At 59.4% G+C, this 15,772-nt stretch carries 17 protein-coding genes; 7 read left to right on the forward strand and 10 right to left on the reverse strand.

The window, feature by feature from the left end:
- Positions 1 to 62 precede the first annotated feature (62 nt).
- The 4 genes from RCJ00_RS17795 to RCJ00_RS17810 form a co-directional block, all read right to left on the reverse strand.
- Complete coding sequence (locus RCJ00_RS17795; RefSeq protein ID WP_316223639.1) at positions 63 to 494, reverse strand: pyridoxamine 5'-phosphate oxidase family protein; 432 nt, start codon at positions 492 to 494, stop codon at positions 63 to 65.
- 76 nt (positions 495 to 570) lie between these two features.
- Positions 571 to 1,347, reverse strand: a complete 777-nt coding sequence (xth, locus tag RCJ00_RS17800) for an exodeoxyribonuclease III (protein ID WP_316223640.1) — start codon at positions 1,345 to 1,347, stop codon at positions 571 to 573.
- The gene (locus RCJ00_RS17805) at positions 1,328 to 1,582 is read right to left on the reverse strand and encodes a hypothetical protein (protein WP_316223642.1); all 255 of its coding nucleotides are present in this window, start codon (positions 1,580 to 1,582) and stop codon (positions 1,328 to 1,330) included. The genes xth and RCJ00_RS17805 overlap by 20 nt, the downstream gene beginning before the upstream one ends.
- Positions 1,583 to 1,774: 192 nt before the next feature.
- Positions 1,775 to 2,602 carry a hypothetical protein gene (locus RCJ00_RS17810; RefSeq protein WP_316223643.1) on the reverse strand — a complete coding sequence of 276 codons (828 nt, stop codon included), beginning with the start codon at positions 2,600 to 2,602 and terminating at the stop codon, positions 1,775 to 1,777.
- 247 nt (positions 2,603 to 2,849) lie between these two features.
- Between RCJ00_RS17810 and ypfH the strand changes: the two genes are divergently transcribed.
- The gene (gene ypfH / locus RCJ00_RS17815) at positions 2,850 to 3,482 is read left to right on the forward strand and encodes an esterase (RefSeq protein ID WP_316223644.1); all 633 of its coding nucleotides are present in this window, start codon (positions 2,850 to 2,852) and stop codon (positions 3,480 to 3,482) included.
- Between the two features lie 6 nt (positions 3,483 to 3,488).
- On the opposite strand, the gene RCJ00_RS17820 is transcribed toward ypfH, so the two are convergent.
- Positions 3,489 to 4,034, reverse strand: a complete 546-nt coding sequence (locus tag RCJ00_RS17820) for a glutathione peroxidase (RefSeq protein ID WP_316223645.1) — start codon at positions 4,032 to 4,034, stop codon at positions 3,489 to 3,491.
- 96 nt (positions 4,035 to 4,130) lie between these two features.
- On the opposite strand from RCJ00_RS17820, the gene RCJ00_RS17825 reads away from it, so the two are divergent.
- The 3 genes from RCJ00_RS17825 (at position 4,131) to RCJ00_RS17835 (ending at position 5,835) form a co-directional block, all read left to right on the forward strand.
- Complete coding sequence (locus RCJ00_RS17825; protein WP_316223646.1) at positions 4,131 to 4,544, forward strand: DUF1304 domain-containing protein; 414 nt, start codon at positions 4,131 to 4,133, stop codon at positions 4,542 to 4,544.
- Positions 4,545 to 4,585: 41 nt separating this feature from the next.
- On the forward strand, positions 4,586 to 5,074 hold the full coding sequence (locus RCJ00_RS17830; protein ID WP_316223647.1) for a GNAT family N-acetyltransferase: 489 nt from the start codon (positions 4,586 to 4,588) through the stop codon (positions 5,072 to 5,074).
- A gap of 116 nt (positions 5,075 to 5,190) precedes the next feature.
- Positions 5,191 to 5,835 carry a pseudouridine synthase gene (locus RCJ00_RS17835; RefSeq protein WP_316223648.1) on the forward strand — a complete coding sequence of 215 codons (645 nt, stop codon included), beginning with the start codon at positions 5,191 to 5,193 and terminating at the stop codon, positions 5,833 to 5,835.
- A 35-nt stretch (positions 5,836 to 5,870) separates the two neighbouring features.
- On the opposite strand, the gene RCJ00_RS17840 is transcribed toward RCJ00_RS17835, so the two are convergent.
- On the reverse strand, positions 5,871 to 7,301 hold the full coding sequence (locus RCJ00_RS17840) for a DUF4832 domain-containing protein (protein ID WP_316223649.1): 1,431 nt from the start codon (positions 7,299 to 7,301) through the stop codon (positions 5,871 to 5,873).
- Between the two features lie 260 nt (positions 7,302 to 7,561).
- Here RCJ00_RS17840 and RCJ00_RS17845 point away from each other — a divergent pair, with 260 nt between their 5' ends.
- Positions 7,562 to 8,137 (forward strand): lipid-binding SYLF domain-containing protein, encoded by a 576-nt coding sequence (locus RCJ00_RS17845; RefSeq protein ID WP_316223650.1) that lies wholly within the window; start codon positions 7,562 to 7,564, stop codon positions 8,135 to 8,137.
- Between the two features lie 171 nt (positions 8,138 to 8,308).
- Positions 8,309 to 8,743 carry an OsmC family protein gene (locus tag RCJ00_RS17850; protein ID WP_023458205.1) on the forward strand — a complete coding sequence of 145 codons (435 nt, stop codon included), beginning with the start codon at positions 8,309 to 8,311 and terminating at the stop codon, positions 8,741 to 8,743.
- Positions 8,744 to 8,751: 8 nt separating this feature from the next.
- On the opposite strand, the gene RCJ00_RS17855 is transcribed toward RCJ00_RS17850, so the two are convergent.
- Positions 8,752 to 10,170, reverse strand: a complete 1,419-nt coding sequence (locus RCJ00_RS17855) for an ArnT family glycosyltransferase (RefSeq protein ID WP_316223651.1) — start codon at positions 10,168 to 10,170, stop codon at positions 8,752 to 8,754.
- Positions 10,171 to 10,196: 26 nt separating this feature from the next.
- Complete coding sequence (locus RCJ00_RS17860) at positions 10,197 to 12,230, reverse strand: phosphocholine-specific phospholipase C (protein ID WP_316223652.1); 2,034 nt, start codon at positions 12,228 to 12,230, stop codon at positions 10,197 to 10,199.
- Positions 12,231 to 12,365: 135 nt separating this feature from the next.
- Here RCJ00_RS17860 and RCJ00_RS17865 point away from each other — a divergent pair, with 135 nt between their 5' ends.
- Positions 12,366 to 13,472, forward strand: a complete 1,107-nt coding sequence (locus RCJ00_RS17865; protein WP_316223653.1) for an NADH:flavin oxidoreductase/NADH oxidase — start codon at positions 12,366 to 12,368, stop codon at positions 13,470 to 13,472.
- Between the two features lie 14 nt (positions 13,473 to 13,486).
- Here RCJ00_RS17865 and RCJ00_RS17870 read toward each other — a convergent pair whose 3' ends face one another.
- Together RCJ00_RS17870 and RCJ00_RS17875 are read right to left on the reverse strand one after the other, a co-directional pair.
- A complete protein-coding gene (locus RCJ00_RS17870; protein ID WP_316223654.1) occupies positions 13,487 to 13,927 on the reverse strand; it encodes a YdeI/OmpD-associated family protein in 441 nt (146 codons plus the stop codon).
- 126 nt (positions 13,928 to 14,053) lie between these two features.
- Positions 14,054 to 15,727, reverse strand: a complete 1,674-nt coding sequence (locus RCJ00_RS17875; RefSeq protein ID WP_316223655.1) for a methyl-accepting chemotaxis protein — start codon at positions 15,725 to 15,727, stop codon at positions 14,054 to 14,056.
- Positions 15,728 to 15,772: the final 45 nt, after the last annotated feature.

Raw genomic sequence — 15,772 nt, forward strand, 5'->3', positions numbered from 1 at the left:
TATCACGCAGACGCCAACAGCCCCGCCCTCAAAAGCGGGGCTGTTGGCGTCTGAGAGGCAGCCTAGACAGACAACGCGCCCTCAAAGCTGCCGTCCCAATACTTCAAGGCATAGGCCTTAACCGCGATGAGCACGATACCGGGTGTATCCAAGCCGTCCTTGAACCATGCTTCAAGATCGGGCACCCAATGCTGCTCCATGAGCGCACGATCGCGGATCAATTGTGCCCTGCCGGAAACCGATAGAAAAAACGGCTTGGAAAGCAGGCCGGGTAGGCGGCTATAGGCGAGATTTACCTCGGGATTATTTTCGATTTCACGCACGGCGGATGCCGTGTCGTTGGCGAAGAAATAGCTGTCGCCGTCGTATTCAACATCTTTGTTGTTACTCATCGGACGGGACTCCAGACCGCCGTCAGATGTCTTGCTGGTCATCATGCAGATATCTATATGTTTTACATGTTCGGCGATGTCTTTAAGGGTGAGTTGGCTCATAGGGCGTTCCTTTTTCTGGACGGGTAACTTCGCCTGATGAGTGTAAGAATTCGAGGTGCCTCGGCCCCACCACGAGTCAATGTGATGATAGTTCTATCCATACCGGAGCGTGATCGCTTGCCTTTTCCCATCCGCGCACGTGACGGTCGACCTGCGCCTGACGCAGACGAGGGGCCAACGAGGAACTGAGTAGCAAGTGGTCGATGCGCAGCCCCGCGTCGCGGCCGTAGGCGTTTCGAAAATAGTCCCAGAACGTATAGATGCGCTCTTCCGGGTGCAAATGTCGCAGGGCATCTATCCAGCCCTGAACTATCAATTTGTGGAAGGCTTGGCGAACTTCCGGCCGAAAAAGCGCATCGTTGACCCAGCGTTCTGGTTTATAGACGTCCAGATCCGTAGGCATGACATTGTAGTCGCCTGCGAGAACCGCAGGGGCGCCGGTTTCCAGCAGATAGGTCGCATGACGCGAGAAGCGTTCGAACCATCGCAACTTGTACTCAAACTTCGGTCCAGGCGCTGGATTGCCATTCGGCATGTATAAGCAACCGATGAGTATGCCGCTGACGGCGGCTTCGATGTAGCGGCTATGGGGATCGTCCTGATCGTCGTCCAGCGCTCGCCGGGTTTCCACCGGTACTTCGTTCCGCGCCAGAATGGCGACACCATTCCAGCTTTTTTGGCCATGCCACACCGCGCCGTAGCCGGCGCTTTCTATTGCCGCCGCCGGAAATTTTTCATCAGGCGCCTTGAGTTCCTGAAGGCACACGACATCCGGTCGCCTTTCCGCCAGCCAGCGTAACAATATAGGCAAACGACCATTGATACCATTGACGTTAAATGTGGCGATTTTCATCGATGGTTGCCGGTGGGAGAAGTGTGACAATAAAGGATTCGTGGCGTGCGCTGGTTCCGTCCACGATCTCCCATATACCGCCGTGGCGATGGGCCAGACCCTTAGCTTCGGCCATTAACGCTTCGAAGGTTTCGTAGGACTCGCCTTGGACGAGATGAAATTCGTATCGTCCAGGCGCGCCCTGGCGCAGCTTTTCCAATTTGTCGGCGGTGCTGAGTGGCATGGTGTGGGGCATGGCATTTCTCCTGCTCGCAACTAAATCGTCCACGGCATAAGGGAGCAATGCGAACCATTTGGGACGGTCTTAGCCAATTCGCTCAAGCCCAGTTCCGCCCTAAAATCTTACCACCACATATTATAGCGCCGATCTGATACGGTCAGATCGGCGCTATAATTCGTCTCTTTAGGTGTTTTGGCTCAAACGCGCTTAGAAGTTGTCGCGTAACCTGCCGCCCAGAGCCGCAGAAACGCTGGCGATAAAAGCGCCGATCAAGAGCGACAGGAACAGGATAAAGTGGACGCCGACAAGGGTTTTTCGCGTCGCTTCTGCGGCTTCTGCCGCCTTCTGCTTGGCTGCCTCGACTTGAGCCAGTACGGCGTTGACGCGTTGCTGCGCCTCGGCCTGACTAAGGCCGGTACGAGCGGCGACCTGAGACGCCAGATAGGCGCGGTCGTCCGCCGTCACCGTGTCGCGCGACAAGATCCGCGCGGTTTCGGCGCCGATATCGGCAGCCGTGGCCGTCGATGACACCGTGGTGGACCGATACAGGCTGTCGGCATAATAGCCTGTGTCGTCTGCCGTTGCGGCTGCCGCACCGGCAGCCACGGTGGCACCCGCATCCACAGCGGTCTTGGCGGTCATCGCGCCCGCCGAAGCGACCAGCGCGATCGTGAAGATCGTAGCGACGGACCAGGCGATAAAGCCGTGTGCCGTATCACGGAAAAAGACCTCGTCGCTGTGCGTATCGGCCCACTTCACCCGCAGACGACCGGCGATGTAACCACCGACACCTGACGATATCCATTGGGTGATGACCAACCATATGGCCCATCCAGCAGAAAACGTAATCAGACTGGCCTTCGTCAGATTGAAGACCGAAAACGAGGCAAAGCCCAAGGCAGCGCCCAGAGGCAGTAAGAGAAGCGATATCGCGACGGCGACGGCGGCGCCGCCCAATATCGATGTCCAGTGAATACCGGAAGCCGACGATTCCAAATTAGGACCGTCGTTCGGCGCGGGATTTGGCAAGGCCATATTTAACCCCTATCAGCGGAACAAAAGCGCAAGAATGATGATAACCGGGATCGGCACGCCCAGCAGCCACAATAAAATACCTTTACCCATTGGAAACTCCCATAAAACTTTAAGGTGAGATCAAGGGTAAGGATTTTTCTCATTTCGTCGAAATGCCGGAATGGCTAGGAATACGTAATGAAGCGATAAGCCTGTTTTTGGCCTGCCTTGCGTTGACCGACGCAAGATACGTCCACATATAGGCCCTATGTCGAACTCCATTCCCGTCCATACCCCATTATCGCCGCGCGGACTGGCGCTTCTCTTCCACGGTGTCGGCGCAATTCCACAGAACATGGTCACACTTGGTCGCGCGATTGCCGATGCACATCCCGACTGGGCAGTGATAAGCGTCGCTTCACCCGATCCGTCCGATCTCGGACCCAGCGGGCAGGGCAGCGGTTATCAATGGTTTTCGGTGCGCGATATCGATGAAGACAGCCGCTCGCAACGTATCGCCGTCGCCATGCCTCGCTTCATAGACTGCGTGAAGGCTTGGCAGGCGCAAACGGGCACTGGCGCGGCAGATACCACCTTGGTGGGTTTCAGCCAGGGCGCGATAATGGCGTTGGAGGCGACGCAGGCGGAAGAGAGGCTGGCCGCGCGGGTTGTCGCGTTTTCCGGTCGGTTTGGCACCCCGCCATATCGCAAGCCGGACGCCGATATTCATCTCATCCACGGAGACGCCGATACGGTGGTCGCCAGCGCGTGGTCGGTCAAGGCACATGATCAACTGACGGCCTTAGGCGCGCGAAACACTCTGGATATCATTCCTGGCCTCACGCATGGCATCAATGCCGAAGCGACGCGCCGCGGTCTCAGCTATTTGCCGCAAACATAACTCGCGTTACGCTTTTGCCAATTCCCGATCAATTGCGGCCACAAGTCGCGGATCATCTGCGGTCACGTCTGGCGCGAAGCGTCCGACGACCTGTCCGTCCTTGCTAATCAAGAATTTTTCGAAATTCCACAGGACTTCGCCTTCGGGACTGACCGGTATGCCGAACTTGACAAGCCGTTCACGCATAGGCCCGGCGCTTATCGCCTCCGGTTGGGCTTGAGTAAAGATGTCATATAGCGGGTGTTTGTCGTCTCCGACCACGCTTACCTTGCTGAACATCGGAAAGGTCACATCGAATGTGGTTTGGCAAAAGTTGGCGATGTCTTCATCACTGCCCGGCTCCTGACCGAGGAAGTTGTTGGCTGGAAAACCGAGTATTTCCAACCCCTGTCCTGATTTTTCGCGATAAAGCGCCTCAAGACCCTCATATTGCGGTGTAAGTCCGCATTTCGAGGCAACATTAACCGCCAGCAGAACCTTGCCGCGATACGGGGTAAGCGTCGTCGCTTCACCGCTCAGGGTACGCAGGGGAATATCGTAAATGGCGCTCATCTTGGACTCCTTGTGGCCCTAAGTTAGAGCAAAATGCGCAAGGCCTTGCAATGGTGCGCCGCGCGGCGGATAGTCACCTTTACGGGAGGGCGGTAAGTGGCTGTGGATATTCAGCACCGCCGTGTGCTTCAGGTGAAGTCTTTAGGGGAGGTCTTTGATATGCATCTCGTTGCCAATATCATGATCGGCGTGATCGCCGGATTGCACATCGGTTTCCTCGTCCTGGAAATGTTTCTGTGGCAGACCCCCTTCGGCCGAAAGACCTTTGGGTTAACGCCGGAGTTCGCCGCGCAGTCGGCGAAGCTGGCGGCCAATCAAGGGCTCTATAACGGGTTTCTGGCCGCCGGGCTGATCTGGAGCCTGCTGACGGCTGACGGGTTTTACATCAAGGTTTTCTTCCTGAGCTGCGTCATTGTCGCCGGCCTGTATGGCGGCCTGACCGTCAAGAAGTCGATTCTTATCATCCAGGCTGTACCGGCCATTATTGCTCTCCTTCTATTGCACCTATGACCTTTACGCTCCGCCCGGCGCAAATGCCGGATATCCCACATTTGACCGCATTGATCGCGCAGTCGGTCATGGTGCTTCAGGCCGGTGACTATTCCGACGCGCAGCGGCGCGCGGCGCTTGGCACTGTCTTCGGCGTCGACACGCAATTGATTCGCGACCAGACCTATCTTGTCATCGAAAACGGGGCGGACATCATCGCCTGCGGCGGGTGGAGTTATCGCCGAACGCTGTACGGCGCCGATGCGTTGGCGGGCAGAGAGGATAATGTTCTGGATCCCGAAACCGATGCGGCGCGAATCCGTGCCTTTTTCGTCCACCCGGATTGGACGCGTCGCGGACTCGGCGGGCAAATCCTCAAGGCCTGCGAAGCCGCAGCGATCCGCGCCGGTTTCCGGCGTTTCGAGATGGGGGCGACCTTGACGGGCGTGCCGCTATACAGGGCATTCGGCTATGTGCCGATCGAAGCGACCGAAGCGCCCCTGTCCGATGGTCTTACCCTGCCTATCATTCGGATGGGACGATCCTTATAGCGGCCTGACGGCTTTGCTGCCCGTCGCTTTGTTCCCAACGCTTAAAAGCGGTCGGTATATGCTATGCATATCAAACCCTTATTGCATCCCGTTCACGCTTTCTGTAGGGCAGTGTCATGCCGCAAAGCGTCCCCATCTCAGACACGCCGAACGTCATCTTTGCCGATGATTATATACTGGTGGCCGAAAAGCCCGCCGGTCTGTTGAGCGTGCCCGGTCGCTTGCCGGAGAACAAGGATTGCCTGGTTACGCGCCTGCAGGCTCAGTATCCCGATGCCCTGACAGTGCATCGTCTCGATATGGCGACATCCGGCCTGATGGTCTTTGCGCGCGGTGCCGATGCGCACCGTGCCCTGTCGCAAGCCTTTGCCGATCGTCGAGTCGCCAAGCGTTATATTGCGGTCGTAGCGGGCCAACTGGAGGGAGACGGCGAGGTCGACCTGCCGCTCATTACCGACTGGCCGAACCGCCCGCGCCAAATGGTGGACCGTGCCATCGGAAAGCCGTCCCTGACCCGCTATCGTGCAGTTGCACAGGGCGACGGGACCAGCCGGGTAGACCTGGAGCCGATCACCGGCCGGTCCCACCAATTGCGCGTCCACATGATGGCAATCGGTCATCCAATCATAGGCGATGTCTTTTATGCACCACCGGATGCGCAGGCGATGAGCGATCGCCTGCTGCTGCACGCGCAATCACTCGCCCTGCCTCATCCCCGGACGGGGGCGGCACTGGAATTTCAGTCGCAAGCGCCGTTTTAATTGCTGAATTATAGAGCAAAAATAGAGCACCAGGGTCACCGATCGGGTACGGTAATCGTCCCCAAGACGTAGTGGCCGGCTTCCGATACCAGCGGCAGAGGCATGGTCCGGCGGTCGTCCACGGTGGCCGAAACCGTAATCGATAGGTGATACTGTCCCGCCGGCAGCTTCGGTGCGTCGAAACACTGTAAGGTGTTTTGCTGAGCATCTGGCTGAATCGGCGGCAGGTCGCTTGTCGCCCGCCCGTCCCATGTCGCACCTGCGCCGGTGAGCCAGACGTGAACGCGCCAGGCTTCATAGGATGGTGCCACCCCGTCGTTACGCCAATCGATCCGCAGAGCCAGTCCGCAGCTTACCTGCGGGTCGGTGCGATAACTGACCGCTACCGGCATGTACCTGTAACCGGCTCGGGTCCCGGACCGCAGCAGGGCTGCCTGTTTGTCGGCGGCAAGGTCGTTCCACCGCCTGACGTTGAAATTGCCGTTGCCGATGGCGCTCAGGTGATAATCCTCTACCTGTTTGACGATGCCATCCAGTCCCACCTCGAAGACCTTTTCCCAGCCGTAGGATTCGACGATGAAAGGGGCCGTCCGCCAGCGATTCAGCACCAGTTGCGCGTCGGCGCCGGTCAGGTCCCCCAATAGGCTATCACCGAACATCCGGGCGCCCCAACTGTCACGTCTCATGCCTATTCGCGGCGACCGTTTCAAGGCATGGACCAGAACCGGCTTGTCGTCAGTCATAGCCAGCAATTGCGTATCGGGAAAGGCGTCTATGATGGCGTCGGCCATGGCGAAGCGCGTGTCCAGCGTACCACGTTCGGCGCCATTGCGGTTTACCGCCGGATCGTCATAGGGAAATTGCGTCCAGTGATAGGCATTGGCGCCCGCCAGATGGCCTTCGCCCCAATTGCCATAGCCGCGGATATCGACCCAGGCAATGCGGGGATCACCATTATAGCGCTTGCCAAGCGCCACGAAGAGTTTGCGATAGCGATCCAGGAAATACGGACTATTCCAGTCTGGCACGTAGACGTTTTCGACATGGCCATAATTGCCGGGATCAGCCTTCATCCAGAAGGCTTTCGGCATATACGACAACAGATACCCCGGCAGGTCCAGCCCTTGATGGGCGCTGCAACAGGTGTCGACCGAGAGGACACCGAAGGCGAGACGTTGGCCCGGTTTCAGGCCGGCCAGCATTCGCTCTATCGGGCCGAAATCATAGGTGTCCTCACGGGGCTCAAGGTCGGCCCAGGCAAAGCGTGTGTAGCCCTCGGTTGGCGTCTGGGGCAGGGGAATGATGCCGCCGTGCCAGCCATAAAAGCCACGCATGGGCCCGGTCAATATCATGGCGCCGTTGTCGCTCGTAGGCACCGGGAGCGGCCGCCAGTCTTCTGCTACGGCCGGTACGCCTATGGCAGCCAATAAGGCGGCGCAGGCGGCGAGATGGGTAAGGTAACGCATCGGGCTCCCTTTTTTGCCATAGTGCCCGTAAAGCCAACCGGTATCAACAGGTCACCATATACCACATAAGCTGATCAACTCATCTGGTGCGCTCAGAGGCCGCACAGGCTCGTCGCCCACGCTGAGATGAGGCAATCTCACCACAACTTGGCAAAGACGTAGGGCTTACAGCTTCCTGATTTTTTGAAATATCCTGCCGCATGGCGCGGCAACGGGTGGTGCGACTAGAAAAAGGCCACACCAATCTGAGGATTTCTCCGATGTTCAAATTTTCCTGGCTGAAAAGCAATGGCCTCGCGCTTGCCCTGGCTCTGACGACCACAGCCGTCATTCCGGCCCTTGTGCCGCAAGTGGCCGAAGCCGCGACGAAGGCCGACATCAATAACGACGCGACTGCCGCGCTAAACAAGCTTTATGCGGGTAATCCCACTGCCAAGTTGATCGGTGGTCGTGCCAAGGCAATCTTGATCTTCCCGAGCATTGTCAAGGCGGGCCTGGTCTTTGGTGGCTCGTATGGCGAAGGCGAGCTGCTTCAGAATGGCGGCGTCGCGGATTATTACAATTCCTTCTCCGGCTCTTGGGGCCTTCAGGCCGGCGCGCAGTCCTACGGATATGCTGTCTTCCTTATGTCTGATAGCGCCGTTAAATACCTGCATGACTCGTCCGGTCTCGAAATCGGCGTCGGTCCGACAGTGGTCGTGGTCGATGAAGGTGTGGCGCGCAACCTGTCCACATCTACTCTCAAAGATGATGCCTATGCCTTTATCTTCGACCAGAAAGGCCTGATGGCCGGTGTGTCGATCGAAGGCACGAAGATATCCAAGATCAAGCAATAGCTTCCCCCTAGGCCCTGCTTGGTCTTGTCATGAGCCCTCCGGTTTCCCCCGGCCGGAGGGCTCTTTTTACATGTTGGCTTGCGCAGTTACAGTGTTGAAACCAGCCTTCATTGAGTTGTCGTCGTTCCGGGGGTAACGTCTGCGCACGTAACCAGCAGAGGGAGTTTATTGATGATCCGTACAGCACAAGCCCATTGGGCAGGCAATGGTCAACAGGGCGAAGGCACACTGACCACCCAGAGCAAAGTTCTGAATAGCCAACCCTATAGCTTCAAGCTGCGCTTTGAAAATGCCGATGGTCAGGCCGGCACCAATCCGGAAGAACTGATTGCGGCCGCCCATTCCGGTTGCTTCTCCATGGCCCTGGCGTTTGCCTTGGCCGCTGCCGGTTTCACCGCCGACAGCATCGACACCGAGGCGGCCGTGAAGCTGGAACCGGCCGACGGCGGTTTTGCGATCTCGGGCATTACCTTGAAGCTGAACGCCAAAATTCCCGGTATTTCCAAGGACCAGTTCGACCAGATTGCCGCCGGCGCGAAGGCCAATTGTCCGATATCCAAGGCGCTGTCGTCCGTGCCGATTACCCTGGACGCGACACTCGCTTAGTCTGGGACTTAGTCTGTTTCGCACTCAGGTGATTTCAAAAGCCCAGTATGAAGTTGGAAATCCGACTTCTTGCCGGGCTTTTTCAATCTGGACACGGCCCCCAGGTCTTTAAGATCAGAAAAACAGCGGGCGAGATCGGGGGTGTCGCCAGCGGCGGTAACGATCAGGGCGCGTTGGCGCGTCAGGTTGGCGGGGGCCGGCCATTGATAGCGATCGCGTTCTGCCATGCCGACAACCGGGCGTTCGGGCAGGTGGTAGCTGAGTTCACCTTGCGTATTGTAATCCGTCGTCGCGATCCAGCCGGCACCGGTTTCGGCCTGCCGCGCGGCGACGGACTGTGAGACCGCATTCCAGCCCTGGCTGAGACCTGCGGCCCCGGGCAATTGGGGGCCAAGCGCCAGATAGGCCAGCACCATGACACTTATACCCACGCCGAATGGCGCGGCCCATGTGCGTGCCCAACGTAATTTTTCCGTGCCTTCTGCCGCTGCGGCGGCCAGAAGGACCAGACCGGGATATATCGGCGCGGGCCAATTGCCCTGGATGCGGTCGTGGAACACGTGGATCAGCATGTAAGCCAATAAGGGCAAGGGCAGTGCGACCAGCAGGGCCAGCCGTGAATCGTTGCGCGTCCTGACCCAGGTCGCAACACCCAGTCCGACAAAGGCGGCAATGAAGGGATTGAGCAACAGCGGTTGCGAAATGAGGAATTCTATCAGGTATTTGGCGGTGAGGTGACCGGCCTCTATGCGGCCGAACTGCTTGGTGAAGGTCAGCCAGTCGTGTTGGGCATTCCATATCAGGTTCGGCGCCATGGCTGCTCCGGCAATGGCCGCGCCCAGCCATGGCCACGGCGTCAGCAGCCAGCGGCGCGCAGGCTTGTCCAGCGCAAACCAGGCCAGTACGCCCAGCCCCAGGAACAGGTTGGTATATTTGGCTTCGACGCCCAGGCCCGCGAACAGACCAAAGGCCAGCCACCAGATGCCCCGTCCCGAGGTCTGAAGCCGGGCCAGAGCCCACAGGCCGCAGGCCCACATCAGGACAGACGGTGGATCGGGCGTGGCGATGACGCTGCCGACGCTGAGCAGCAGGCAGGCATTGAGCCATAACAGCGTCCGGCGCGCGACGGCGTCGCTGAACATAACGCGCGCCGCGTCGAACATCAGCCAGCTCAAGGCCACGAAGCTCAGGACGAAGGGCAGGCGAACCATAAGCGCGGCATCATTGAGCGCCGTAAAGGCGGCGATCCACCATGCGACCATCGGTGGATGGTCGTAATAACCCGCCGCCGGGTGTTGGGCCCACAGCCAGTAATAGCTTTCGTCAGGCACCAGGCCCGCCCGCGCCGCCGTGATCAGGCGCAGGACCATCAGGCCGCCGATGATCAGGACAAGCGGTGATTTCAGGCGGGCGATCAGATTCGACATGTCTCTAAATGACGGGTTTTCCTGCCCTAGACAAGGTGCATGACCGCCGGTCCACCCAATGCCGGATCGCTTATCGGCGGCGTGCCGTCGTCTATGCGCCCGGCGAAACGATGCGCGAACCCGTCGCCGGACAGCGTGACATCATACCAGCCGCGGCTGTTCGACAGGTCGAACCTCACCGCATCGGCGGCTGAGGGCGCGGGCAGGCGCACAGTCTGGGCCGGACGACCATAGGCGTTGTCGGTGATTGTGACAGTGATGGGCCTGTCGCTAAACGTACGCAACGTCAGGTCCTGCCCGGCAATCAGCGTCACTGGCGCCTGGCCGCTGCCGGTGAAGTGACGCGCAAACCCATCGGGCGCCAGTATCAGCACGTTCAGGCGATCGTTTTGCGCCAGTAAGCTGACCGTCTGCTTGCCGTTCGCCTTGACCGTATAGCGGCGCGGCGGCGTCTCCAGTGCATTGAGATCGTAGAGGTGAAAGACTACGGCGACCTCGGCGCTGTCATTGACCAGGTCCACGGATAGGCCCGCACCCATCGGCGATGGCTGGGCCAGAACCGAGAACCGGTAGAGAAGGGGACGTGCGGGGCGCGTACCCTTTTCCTGGACCGGAATATTGACCTGGGCGGGCGGCTTCGGTTTCGGCTGACCAAGCAGCTTGCGCGCGCGATCCGCATCCGTACGGGTCTCCGGCAAGGATTTGAAAAAATCCTCGCGGTTCGGATGGGCAAAGTCGAAACAGGTTGTCAGGTCACCGCAGACGGCGCGCCGCCACGGGCTGATATTCGGTTCGCGAACGCCGAAACGGGTTTCGAGGAAGCGGATCACCGAGGTGTGGTCGAAGACCTGGGAGTTGACGAAGCCGCCCTTGCTCCAAGGCGAGATAACGTACATGGGGACGCGCGGCCCCAGCCCGTAGGGACGCCCCTGCCACTTGCCCTCGGCCTGATGATATTCGCCTGTCGTCTCGATCTGGCTGTCGCCGAAACCAGGGGCGGGCGGCGCCGGTGGCGGGACATGATCGAAAAAGCCATCGTTTTCGTCGAAGTTGACCAGAAAGACCGTCTTCGCCCAGACGTCCGGATTGGCGGTGAGGGCGTCCAGCACCTGCGCCGTGTAGTCAGCGCCCTGGACCGGGCTTGACGGACCGGGATGCTCCGACCCCTCAGCGGTCGCAATGATCCACGATACCTGAGGCAACCGGTCAGCCAGCACATCAGCCTTCAGCCCATCGAGTGCGCGTGTCCTGAGCGACCGTCGCGCCAGTTCGGCTAGCGGGCCGGATTTCGCCTTGTCGGCAAAGCGATACAGCTTGAAGCCGGCCAGGGGATTGTCGGTGAAATTGTCGTCCATGTCCTGGTAAATCTGCCAACTGACCCCCGCGGCGGTCAGGCGTTCGGGATAGGTGACCCAGGTATAGCCGCCATGGCCGGCGGGATCGGATTTCAGGCTGTCATAACTATTGTCTATGACGGGGCCATGATGTTCGCCGGCCGGATCATTGGTGCCTGTCCATATGAAGAGGCGGTTCGGATTGGTGCCGGCGTGCAAGGCGCAATGATAGGCGTCGCAGATCGTGAAGGCTTCGGCCAGGGCGAACTGGAACGGGATGTCCGCCCGCGTGAAATAGCCCAGGCTGTGATTGTGCTTGGCGTCGGGCCAACGGCTCATGCGACCATTGTCCCAGGCGGCCTGTGCGTCGGGAAACGTGTGCGGCGTGCCTTCCAGGCGCATGTTTTTGAAGGTCTGAACCGTATTGAGTGGAAAAGGGGCGATCAGACGCGCGGCATCCGCTTCGTCCGGCTGGGACCAGACGGCGCCCTTGCGGGTGGGAATCGGAAAGCGGTCGGAAAAGCCGCGCACACCGGACAGGGTGCCGAAATAATGATCGAAGGACCGGTTTTCCTGGGTCAGGATAACGACATGTTCGACATCCTGGATGGTGCCGGTGGTGGACTTGGCCGGTATATCGAGTGCTCGGGCGATCGAGGCGGGCAGGCTGCCCAGGGTCGCCGCCAGAACACCGGACAGCAGGAAACGGCGGCGGTCTATAGTCATGAAATTCCCCCTTACAGCATCGCCATATCAGATACTAATGACGGTTTAATCAAGGCAAACGTCGATAAATCCTAAGTGACGCTGGCGGTAGGACCCGTGCGGCCCTACATTCTGTCGACAACGAAAGGACCTCCCATGTCGGCTCTGTTTTCGCCTCTGGCCTTGCGCGGCCTATCTCTGAAAAACCGCATCGTCATATCGCCCATGTGCCAGTATTCGGCCGACAATGGTCGTGCCACGGATTGGCATATGATCCACCTGGGGCATCTGGCCTTGTCGGGCGCGGGTATGCTTATCCTTGAAGCCACAGCGGTCGAGCCTGATGGCCGTATCACGCCCGCTGACCTGGGGCTTTGGGATGACGCGACCGAACAGGCGCTGGTTCCGGTTTTGGCGGCGATACGTCGCTATTCCGACATCCCGGTCGTTATGCAACTGGCTCACGCCGGTCGCAAGGCGTCTAGCCGCGTGCCATGGGAGGGCGGCGCCCAGATTGCGCCGGATCAGCCCGGTGGATGGCGGACCCATGCTCCGTCTGCCGTCGCGTTTCACGACGGCGATGCGGCGCCGATCGCGTTGGACGATGCCGGCCTGGCGCGGATCAAGGCGGCCTTCGTCATGGCGGCGGAACGTGCGGCCCGGCTCGGTCTCGATGGGATTGAGGTGCACGCCGCCCATGGCTACCTTCTGCATGAATTCCTGTCGCCACTCAGCAATCGGCGGACCGATGCCTATGGCGGCTCTCTCAAAAACCGCCTGCGGTTTCCACTGGAAGTCTTCGAAGCCGTCCGTGCGGCCTTCCCGGCGGATAAACCTGTCGGCGTCCGCGTTTCGGCCAGCGACTGGGTCGAAGGCGGCTGGGACATCGAACAGACAGTCGTCCTGGCGCGCGAACTGAAGGCACGGGGCGTCGATTGGATTGATGCCTCTTCGGGTGGTCTGTCGGCGGCGCAGAAAATCCCGCTTACGCCCGGCTATCAGGTCCCCTTCGCGGAAGCCATCAAGGAAACGGGTGTTACCACCTTCGCCGTCGGCCTGATCACGGAGCCTCGCCAGGCCGAAGATATTGTGGCCAGTGGTCAGGCCGATTGCGTGGCTCTGGCGCGGGCCATCCTCTACGATCCACGCTGGCCTTGGCACGCCGCGGCAGAATTGGGAGGTCACGCTGATGCCCCGCCGCAATATTGGCGCTGCCAGCCGAGGGGGTTGAAGGATCTGTTCGCCAACGCGCCGAAAGCCTAAGCCGTTGCACCAACCTAGCTGCTGAGCCCGGTCACGATCTTTGCAATCCGGCGCGTCCGGGTTTCGGCAGTTTTGGCATCGTTTATGGTGCGGACATGTTCCTTGCGATGGGTGTAGGCCAGTTTGTCGAACGCCGCGCGCTTGCCGGCGTCATCGAGGGCCGTAGCCAGGTCGGGCGGCACATCAACCGTACGGGGTTCGGTGTCGAGGATGATGTCTATATCCACTTCATCTCCGGCTTCGACTCCGGCGGGAATGCGATTTTCGACGCTTAGTGGCACCATGAAGCGGCCGCCCATGACGCCGACGGTTGTACGGTAAGTATACCCGTTGATCGTCACCTTGACCGGCGGGCGCTTGCCTTGGCCCAGGTTCTCTATAATTTCCGGCGGAACGACAATGCCTGTAACCATACGGTCTTCAGGTTTGTCGACGCGGGTTCGAAAGGTGGCCATCGCTGAATTCCGTCTCTACACCGGCCAACCGGTAGGTTGGGGCAGTTTCGCATCGGACTTGTATGACACAAAAACGCCGTCCTCGAAATGTCGAGAACGGCGTTTTCATAGGCGTCTGGTCTTTTTTTACGCGGCGCGTAGGCGTCCGACAAAGGCCATGACTTCATGCTGAAGATCTTCGGACCTGTGTTCCAGGTCGGAAGACAGGCCAAGCAGGGCCTGAGCGGCTTCACCTGTCTGGGCAGCGGCGTCACCCACACCCGACATGTGTCCTGTGACCTCGCGAGTGCCGTTTGCGGCGCGATTGGTATTGGAAGCGATTTCCTGGGTGGCGGCGCCTTGTTGTTCGACCGAAGCAGCGATGGCCGTGGTCAGGCCGCCAATCTGTTCGATCGTCTTGACGATGGTGTCGATGCTGTCGACCGTCGTATTGGTCGCCGACTGGATTTCGCCGATCTTGGAGCGGATTTCGTCGGTGGCCTGGGCCGTTTGCTGCGCCAGTTGCTTGACCTCGGAGGCAACGACGGCGAAGCCCTTGCCGGCTTCACCAGCGCGGGCGGATTCGATCGTGGCATTGAGGGCCAGCAGGTTGGTTTGGGCTGCGATGGCCTGGATCAGGTTGATTACCTCGCCGATTTGAGCGGCGGAGGCCGACAGGGTACGGATAGCCGCTTCGGTTTTGGCGGCTTCATCGACGGCCAGTTGTGTGACCTGGGAGGTACGGGCCACCTGTTCGTTGATTTCGTTGACGCTGGCCGACAGTTCTTCGGTGGCCGCGGCCACGTTCTGCACATTATTGGCGGCATCGACGGCGGCGATATTGACGGAATGGACGCGGGCCGATGCTTCGTCGGCATTGTGGGTCAGGCTCTTGGCCGAGTCGGCGACGGTGCGCGACGAAACAGCGAAGCGTTTGGCCAGCTCACCCATGCTGGTTTCGAATTCCGAGGCGATGCGGTTGCGTTCGTCGCGCATATTCTCGGCAATGCGCATTTCTTCTTCCTGCTGGTGCGCCTTGAGCGTTTCACCTTCCAGCGCGCGGTCACGCAGAGTGCGAATCGACCGCCAGAGCGAAGAGACTTCGTCCTTGCCCTTGGCTTCGGGAACGGTGGTGTCATAAGCGCCTTCCGAAATCCGCATGACGCTTTGGGTCACGTGATTGAGCGGGCGGGAGATTGATTTGACGGCGACCCACAGGGATGCGACGATGAGCAGAATCGTGCCGGCGGCGGCGATCATGAGGAATTGCCAAACACGCGTGTGTTTGTACTTGGTCATGTCGGCTTGGCTGAGTTCCAGGTTCGAATGAATATGTTTGACCATGGTGTCAATCGAGGCCTGGAAGCTTTTACGGTTGGCGCGGTTGACATCATTGTTGCCGAGGGCGCTGGCCGCCTGGGGCGACGTATCGCGGCCAAGCTTGGCCAGATCGCGGCGCAGGCTGATGAACTCACTAGCCTTGCTTTCGACGTCGGCGAATTCCGGCAGCTCGTTCGGCGCCAGATCCGCTTTCCAGTCCTTGATCATGGCTTGCATCTCATCGAGATTCTTGTCCACGCCATCAGCGAATTTTGACGCCTCGGTTGTATCCTTGGACATATAGACGCCGCGCGATTCACTGACGACCGCCGTTACCAGCCGATTCAGATGTTCGCCCAGATAGGCGTTATCCTGAGCCTTATCAACAGACTGTAGCATGTTGTTGTAGTCGTTAATGGTCACCAGGCCCAGGCCGGTAATGGCAGACGCCATAAGGGCAAAGCAAGCCACAAGGGCCAGAATGCGGGATTTTATAGTCATGTTACTCCCCAGGATACGCAAATTCACATGACACTGTTCTAGCGG

It is taken from the genome of Asticcacaulis aquihabitans, from assembly GCF_032490435.1.
Taxonomy (GTDB): Bacteria; Pseudomonadota; Alphaproteobacteria; order Caulobacterales; family Caulobacteraceae; genus Asticcacaulis.